Annotated in this window: 1 protein-coding gene and 3 pseudogenes; 2 read left to right on the top strand and 2 right to left on the bottom strand. The window is 65.3% G+C overall.

Features of this window, described 5'->3' with window-relative positions; all coding sequences use genetic code 11:
• Nucleotides 1-445 (bottom strand): annotated as a pseudogene (locus H8B02_RS41880) (hypothetical protein); the annotation flags it as partial.
• Nucleotides 446-915: 470 nt separating this feature from the next.
• Between H8B02_RS41880 and gltB the strand changes: the two are divergent.
• Both gltB and H8B02_RS41870 read left to right on the top strand, forming a co-directional pair.
• A pseudogene (gltB, locus tag H8B02_RS41875) lies at nucleotides 916-5678 on the top strand (glutamate synthase large subunit).
• Nucleotides 5679-5813: 135 nt separating this feature from the next.
• Entirely contained in the window at nucleotides 5814-7271 is a 1458-nt protein-coding gene (locus H8B02_RS41870; RefSeq protein WP_229171518.1) for a glutamate synthase subunit beta, read from the top strand.
• 179 nt (nucleotides 7272-7450) lie between these two features.
• Here H8B02_RS41870 and H8B02_RS41865 read toward each other — a convergent pair.
• Nucleotides 7451-8707: pseudogene (locus H8B02_RS41865) on the bottom strand (outer membrane beta-barrel protein); the annotation flags it as partial.

The raw sequence follows: 8707 nt of genomic DNA, 5'->3' as shown, positions 1-8707 counted from the left end.
CCCGAGCCTGGATCGCCCGCGGCATCGGACCGACCGGGCCGTAGGTCGCGCTCATCTCCTCCTCGTAATTGTCGCCGAGCCGATAGGCCGGGGTGAAGCGGACGATGTGCCCGTCGCGGGCGTCGATCACCAGCCGGCCGTCGTCGCCGCCCCGGTCGATCACCGAGATCGTGTAGACGAAGCCGCGCTGCTGGGGTGCGCCGAGCGGCAGATAGCCGTTTTCGCGCAGCACGGTGTAGACCTCGACCGGCGGCAAAAGGCTCGGGACGCGGCCGAAGCGCGGCGGCGGCGGAACCTCGGGCATGGCGGCGTAGGGCCCGTCCATGTCGGATACCCTGACGAGAGCCGGGCTGCCGATCCGGGCTGATGTCACCAGCTGCGCCTGGGCCGAGGCTGCGCTGAGCGCGAGCGCGGCGGCTGCAATCGAACTTGTGAACAACTTCATCGCCGTAACTCCTGTCTGGCCCGCCTCTCGGAGCTTCCCGCTCTCTTGCCGGCTTGCCGGGCAAAATTTCGGTTTGAATTCCGGCGGTCCTTGGTCCCTCCTTGGGCCAGATCACGGCGTGTTTGCTTCGAATCAGGGGCGCGGCGGGCCCGCCGAGCTCTCCGATCCAAGCATGCGGGCGAGGACTTCCTCGCGCTTGTGTGATAGACAAAAATTTGGCAAGGTCGAGGTTAGGACAGCAAAGCTGTCTCAATTTCGAGGCCATTCCGGCATAGGGATTGCAACGAAACCTCGGCGCCCCGGGCTCCGAGAATGCTGCAGGCAGGGCCGTCCCCTAGGGGACGTTGAAACGCCCGTCGCCTGAATTTAGGAAAATGCGGCTCGCGGCGGACGAGCGGTGGCCCGGTGGGTGCCGCAACGTCCAAGGTGCGCCAAATACGGTGAGGCCCCTTACGAAAGGGAGAGGACACATGAGCGGGTCGGAATTCGAACGCGAAACCATCGTGACAGGCATGCTGTCGGCGACCGCGGACTCGAAAGCCGCCGATGCCGCGCATGATGCGTCCTATGGACCGCACACCCCCGAGCTTCACACCTGGCGCCCGCAGGCCGAAGGCCTGTACGACCTGGGCCTGGAAAAGGACTCCTGCGGCGTCGGCTTCATCGCCAACATCAAGGGCCAGAAGTCGCATCAGATCGTCTCCGACGCGCTGAGCATCCTCTGCAACCTCGAGCATCGCGGCGCCGTCGGCGCCGACCCGCGCGCCGGTGACGGCGCCGGCATCCTGGTGCAGATCCCGCACGCCTTCTTCGCGCGCAAGACCTCCGAGCTCGGCTTCAAGCTGCCGAAGCCCGGCGAATACGCCATCGGCGCGCTGTTCATGCCGCGCGATGCCGCGTGGCGGAACGTGATCAAGAGCATCATCGCCGACGAGATCAAGAACGAGGGCTTCAAGCTGCTCGGCTGGCGCGACGTACCGTCGGACAATTCCTCGCTCGGCGTCACGGTGAAGCCGACCGAGCCCTATCACATGCAGGTCTTCATCGGCCGCAACAATGCGGTCAAGACCGAGGACGATTTCGAGCGCCGGCTCTATATCCTGCGCAAGTCGATCTCGCAGGCGATCTATCAGCGCCGCGATCGCGGCATGGCGGGCTATTATCCGTGCTCGCTGTCGTGCCGCACCGTGATCTACAAGGGCATGTTCCTCGCCGACCAGCTCGGCAAGTACTATCCCGACCTGCATGAAGCGGACTTCGACAGCGCGCTGGCGCTGGTGCATCAGCGCTTCTCGACCAACACCTTCCCGACCTGGTCGCTGGCGCATCCCTACCGGATGATCGCCCATAACGGCGAAATCAACACGCTGCGCGGCAACGTCAACTGGATGGCGGCGCGGCAGGCTTCCGTGCATTCGGAGCTCTACGGCAAGGACATCAGCCGCCTGTGGCCGATCTCCTATGAAGGCCAGAGCGACACCGCCTGCTTCGACAACGCACTCGAATTCCTGGTGCAGGGCGGTTACTCGCTGCCGCACGCCGTGATGATGATGATTCCGGAAGCGTGGGCCGGCAATCCCCTGATGGATGAGCAGCGCCGCGCCTTCTACGAATATCATGCCGCGCTGATGGAGCCGTGGGACGGCCCGGCCGCGATCGCCTTCACCGACGGCCGCAAGATCGGCGCGACGCTCGACCGCAACGGCCTGCGCCCGGCGCGCTATCTCGTCACCAAGGACGACCGCATCGTGATGGCGTCCGAAATGGGCGTGCTGAAGATTCCGGAGGACCAGATCGTCACCAAGTGGCGGCTGCAGCCCGGCAAGATGCTGCTCGTCGATCTCGAGCAGGGCCGCCTGATTCCCGACGACGAGATCAAGGCCGACCTCGCCAAGAGCCATCCCTATAATGACTGGCTGCACCGCACCCAGATCCAGCTCGAGGAGCTGCCGGATGCGCCGGCCAAGGGCGTGCGCTCCAATTTGCCGCTGCTCGATCGCCAGCAGGCGTTCGGCTACAGCCAGGAAGACATCACCATCCTGATGACGCCGATGGCGGCCACCGGTGAGGAGGCAGCCGGCTCGATGGGCAACGACACGCCGATCTCGGCGCTGTCGGACAAGCCGAAGCAGCTGTTCACCTACTTCAAGCAGAACTTCGCGCAGGTCACCAACCCGCCGATCGACCCGATCCGCGAAGAGATCGTGATGAGCCTCGTCTCGATCATCGGGCCGCGGCCGAACCTGTTCGACCTGCAGGGCGTCGCCTCGACCCAGCGCCTCGAAGTGCGGCAGCCGATCCTGACCGACGCGGACCTCGAGAAGATCCGCTCGATCTCCGACGTTGCCGAGACCCATTTCAAGTCGCGCACGCTCGACACCACCTTCCACGCCGGCTTCGGCGCGGCGGGCATGGAGCAGGTACTCGACGAGCTCTGCGCGCGCGCCGAGGGCGCGGTGCGCGAGGGCATCAACATCATCATCCTGTCGGACCGCATGACCGGCACCGACCGGATTCCGATCCCGTCGCTTTTGGCCTGCGCCGCCGTGCATCACCATCTGATCCGCACCGGCCTGCGCACCTCGGTCGGCCTCGTCGTGGAGTCGGGCGAGCCCGCGAAGTGCATCACTTCGCCTGCCTCGCCGGCTACGGCGCCGAAGCGATCAATCCCTATCTCGCGTTCGAAACCATCCTCGCGATGAAGGACCGGCTGCCCGGCGCGCTCGACGACTACGAGATCGTCAAGCGCTACATCAAGTCGATCGGCAAGGGCCTGCTCAAGGTGATGTCCAAGATGGGCATCTCGACCTACCAGTCCTATTGCGGCGCGCAGATCTTCGACGCGGTCGGCCTAAAGGCGGATTTCGTCGCGAAGTATTTCGCCGGCACCCACACCAGGATCGAGGGCGTCGGCCTCGGCGAGATCGCCGAGGAGACCGTGCGGCGCCACACCGATGCGTTCGGTGACGGCCAGATATACAAGAGCGCGCTCGATGTCGGCGGCGAATATGCCTACCGCACCCGCGGCGAGGACCATGCCTGGACCGCGGAATCGGTCTCGACGCTGCAGCATGCCGTGCGCGGCAACTCGCTGGAGCGCTACCGGGCGTTCGCCAAGATCCTCAACGAGCAGTCCGAGCGTCTGTTGACGCTGCGCGGCCTGTTCCGGATCAAGAGCGCCGAGGACGACAAGCGCAAGCCGGTCAGGCTCGAGGATGTCGAGCCGGCCAAGGACATCGTTAAGCGCTTTGCGACCGGCGCGATGTCGTTCGGCTCGATCTCGCGCGAGGCGCACACCACGCTTGCGATCGCGATGAACCGGATCGGCGGCAAGTCGAACACCGGCGAGGGCGGCGAGGAATCCGACCGCTTCAAGCCGCTGCCCAACGGCGACTCGATGCGTTCGGCGATCAAGCAGGTCGCCTCGGGCCGGTTCGGCGTGACGACGGAATATCTCGTCAACTCCGACATGATGCAGATCAAGATGGCGCAGGGTGCCAAGCCCGGCGAAGGCGGCCAGTTGCCCGGCCACAAGGTCGACGCGACGATCGCGCGCGTGCGACATTCGACGCCGGGCGTCGGCCTGATCTCGCCGCCGCCGCATCACGACATCTACTCCATCGAAGACCTCGCCCAGCTGATCTACGACCTCAAGAACGTCAATCCCGACGGTCAGGTCTCGGTCAAGCTGGTGTCCGAAGTCGGCGTCGGCACGGTTGCGGCCGGCGTCGCCAAGGCGCGCGCCGACCATGTCACCATCGCGGGCTTCGAGGGCGGCACCGGTGCCTCGCCCTTGACCTCGATCAAGCATGCCGGCTCGCCGTGGGAGATCGGCCTCGCCGAAACCCACCAGACGCTGGTGCGCCAGCGGCTGCGCAGCCGTATCGCGGTTCAGGTCGACGGCGGTTTCCGCACCGGCCGTGACGTCGTGATCGGCGCGCTGCTCGGTGCCGACGAGTTCGGCTTCGCCACCGCACCGTTGATCGCGGCGGGCTGCATCATGATGCGCAAGTGCCACCTCAACACCTGCCCGGTCGGCGTCGCGACCCAGGATCCGGTGCTGCGCAAGCGCTTTACTGGCCAGCCCGAGCACGTCATCAACTACTTCTTCTTCGTCGCCGAGGAAGTGCGCGAGATCATGGCGCAGCTCGGCTACAAGTCGTTCGACGAGATGATCGGTCAGGTCCAGATGCTGGACCAGACCGCGCTGGTCTCGCACTGGAAGGCCAAGGGCCTCGATTTCTCCAAGCTGTTCGTGCGGCAGAAGGAGGAGAAGGGTCAGACGATCTATCACTCGGAAACCCAGAACCACCATCTGGAAGCCGTGCTCGACCGCCGGCTGATCGAGCAGGCGCAGGCCGCGCTCGATCGCGGTGCGCCGGTCAAGATCGAGGAAGAGATCAACAACACCAACCGTTCCGCCGGCGCGATGCTGTCGGGCGCGGTGGCCAAGATCTACGGCCATGCCGGCCTGCCGCTCGACACCATCCATGTCGGCCTGAAGGGCACGGCGGGGCAGGCTTTCGGCGCCTGGCTCGCCAAGGGCGTCACCTTCGAGCTCGAGGGTGAAGGCAATGACTATGTCGGCAAGGGCCTCTCGGGCGGGTGCATCATCGTCAAGCCGCCGAAGATCTCCGGCATCGTGCCGGAAGAATCGATCATCGTCGGCAACACCGTGATGTACGGCGCGATCGCGGGCGAGTGCTATTTCCGCGGCATCGCCGGCGAGCGCTTCGCGGTGCGCAACTCCGGCGCGGTCGCGGTCGTCGAAGGCGCCGGCGACCATTGCTGCGAATACATGACCGGCGGCATCGTGGTGGTGCTCGGCAAGACCGGGCGCAACTTCGCGGCCGGCATGTCCGGCGGCATCGCCTATGTACTGGACGAGGCCGGCGACTTCAGCAAGCTCTGCAATCTTTCGATGGTCGAGCTCGAGCCGGTGCTGTCGGAGGAGATGATCAACGCCGACACCTACCACCACTCCGGCGATCTCGAGGCGCATGGCCGGGTCGACGTGTTCCAGAACCTGCTCGACTCCGACGTGGAGCGGCTGCATGTGCTGATCACACGTCACGCCAAGCTGACCGGCTCGAAGAAGGCGGCCGAGATCCTGGCCGACTGGAAGAGCTGGCTGCCGAAATTCCGCAAGGTGATGCCGGTGGAGTACCGCCGCGCGCTGAAGGAAATGAAGGCCAACGCCGACGCCGAGCCGAAAATCGCGATCGGCGCGTAGTTTCACCAAGCGTCATTCCGGGGCGCGCGCAGCGCGACCCGGAATCTCGCAAACCAACCTCAAGATTCCGGGTCTGCGCCTCGCGGCGCATCCCGGAATGACGGAACAACTGAGATGCAGGGGCATCGGGTTTCAATGGGCAAGATCACAGGTTTTCTCGAGATCGAGCGGCATGAGCGCAAGTACGAGCCGGTCGCCGAGCGGCTCAAGAACTTCAATGAGTTCGTCATTCCGCTGAGCGAGAAGGACACGCGCGACCAGGCCGCGCGCTGCATGAATTGCGGCATCCCCTATTGCCACGGCACCGGCTCGACCGCGCCGGGCACGCCGGGCTGCCCGGTCAACAACCAGATCCCCGATTTCAACGACCTCGTCTATCAGGGCAACTGGGAAGAGGCGTCGCGCAACCTGCACTCGACCAACAATTTCCCCGAGTTCACCGGCCGCATCTGCCCGGCGCCGTGCGAGGCGTCCTGCACGCTCAACATCGACGACAATCCGGTCACCATCAAGACCATCGAATGCGCGATCGTCGACCGCGCCTGGGACAATGGCTGGTTGAAGCCGGAGATCGCCGCCGCCAAAACCGGCAAGAAGGTCGCCGTGATCGGCTCGGGCCCCGCCGGCATGGCCGCCGCGCAGCAGCTCGCGCGCGCCGGCCACGAGGTGCATGTCTACGAGAAATTCGCCAAGGCCGGCGGCCTGCTGCGCTATGGCATTCCCGACTTCAAGATGGAGAAGGGCATCATCGACCGCCGCGTGGCGCAGATGGAAGCCGAGGGCGTCACCTTCCACTACGGCAAGGCCGTGGGCGGAAGCACGCCTGGTGCGATCGACCCGCAGGAGCTCGCCAAGCAATATGACGCCGTGGCGCTGACCGGCGGCGCGGAAGCCCCGCGCGACCTGCCGATCCCCGGCCGCGATCTTGCCGGCATCCACTTCGCGATGGACTTCCTGCCGCAGCAGAACCGCCGCGTTTCCGGCGAGCCGCTGAACGGCACCGCCGACATCCTCGCCGGCGGCAAGCATGTCGTCGTGATCGGCGGCGGCGACACCGGCTCGGACTGCATCGGCACCTCGTTCCGGCAGGGCGCGAAGTCCGTGACCCAACTCGAGATCATGCCGGCGCCGCCCGAGCATGAGAACAAGGGCGTGACCTGGCCGAACTGGCCGCTGAAGATGCGGACGTCGTCGAGCCAGGCCGAAGGTGCGGTACGCGAATACGCCGTGCTGACGACCAAGTTCGAAGGCAAGGACGGCAAGGTGACAAAACTGCATTGCGTCAAGGTCGACGACAAGTTCAAGCCGCTGCCCGGCACCGAGTTCACGCTCGACGCCGAGCTGGTGCTGCTGGCGATGGGCTTTGTGCATCCGGTGCACGAGGGCTTGCTCAAGACGCTCGGCGTCGAGCTCGACCAGCGCGGCAACGTCCGCGCGTCCCTGCAGGATTACCAGACCTCGCGCGTGAAAATCTTCTCCGCCGGCGACATGCGCCGCGGCCAGTCGCTCGTGGTGTGGGCGATCCGCGAAGGCCGCCAGTGCGCGCGCTCGATCGACAGCTTCCTGATGGGGAAGACCGACCTGCCGGGGTAAGTGCCCCGGCGGTTTCGCCGAACTGCATCATACAAACTCTGCCGTCATCGCCCGCGAAAGCGGGCGATCCAGTATTCCAGAGGCGTCAGAGATCGAACGGAGAAGCCGCGGCGTACTGGGTGCCCCGCCTTCGCGGGGCACGACACCTCATTTGAAATGCGACTTACGCATCCTCGCCGCTAATTCTGCACCCGCACGCCGAGCATCACCACCGTCGACGCCGAGCTCTGTCCGGCCAGGTTCGAATCCAGCCAGTCGCGGCGCACCGTGCCCTTGATCCAGAGGCTGCGGGTCATCTTGTAGATCAGGTCGGCCGACACCGAGTAGATCGTGTCGTTGCGGTTGTCGCCCTGGTAGTCGAGCGTGCCGTAGGTGAACTTACCGATACCGGTCAGCCAGCGGCGGAAGTCGTGATCGACCTCGATCGTGTAGGTGCGCGACAGCACGCCGGAGGTGCCGGGCAGCGTGGTCTCGCCGAGCTGGGTGTCGGAATAGAATTTGGCCGTGGTCAGCGGCGTCGCATTCCAGGTCAGCGATGCGGTGGTCAGCAGGCCCTCGAGTGGGCTAAGCCGCGGGTCGACATAGTCGCGCCTAGCATAACCAATCGAGACCTCGCCGAACAGTATCCGGGTGAACTCGAACGACGTGCCGACCTTGGCGTAACCGCCCGACGAATTGCGCGCGTAACCAGCGCGGTCGAGATAAAGATCATGGAAGCGGCTGTCGCCCTCCACTTCGATGAAGGGTTTTACTGCGGGATTGAGCTCATAGCTGACGCGGCCGATGCCGCCATATTGGGAGAAGTTGCGGTCGTCGTTCGACGACGAGGTGCCGTCGGTCAGCTTCGACCATTGGTAGTCGGTGCGGTCGACGGTGGCGCCGAGCGAGACCTGCATGCGGTTGAAATGCTGGTCGATGCCGAAGGTGCCGCCGACCGTAGAGTAGAGCGGATATTTGGCGAGGCCGGCCTGCACGTTCGGGCTGCCGGGATTGTCGGTCGAGACCAGCATGCGGGCCTGTCCCGTCAGATGCGTGTCCCTCGACACATCGAGACGGCCGTCGATATGGCCGGTGAAATTCGGACGGTCGATATCGAGCGGCGCCGACAACGGCGTGCCGTCAATCGGCGTGAGCTGGGAGCCGTAGCCGGTGAACGAGCCGCGCAGGTCGGCGACGACGGCGTGGCGCTCCCAGTCCGACATCGCGACGAATTCCGGCGCGACCATGTAGAACGCCTTGCCCTGCGGCGAATTCAAGCGGCCCGGATTGGTGTCGTAGCCGGCCATCACCTCGACTGCCGTCTTGACCATGAACGAACCGGCGTAGTCGCCGATCGCGCCGAACGGATCGTCGTCGAGCTTGAGCCGCCTGCGCGGCGGCTGGCCGACATGGTGCCGGCCATCGCCGCCGGCAGCGGCGGCTTGTTGGCGGTCTCC

Origin of the sequence: Bradyrhizobium altum (genome assembly GCF_020889705.1) — a bacterium.
GTDB lineage: Bacteria > Pseudomonadota > Alphaproteobacteria > Rhizobiales > Xanthobacteraceae > Bradyrhizobium > Bradyrhizobium altum.
The sequence above is the reverse complement of the archived record's forward strand: the minus strand, read 5'-3'. Positions and strand labels throughout refer to the sequence as shown.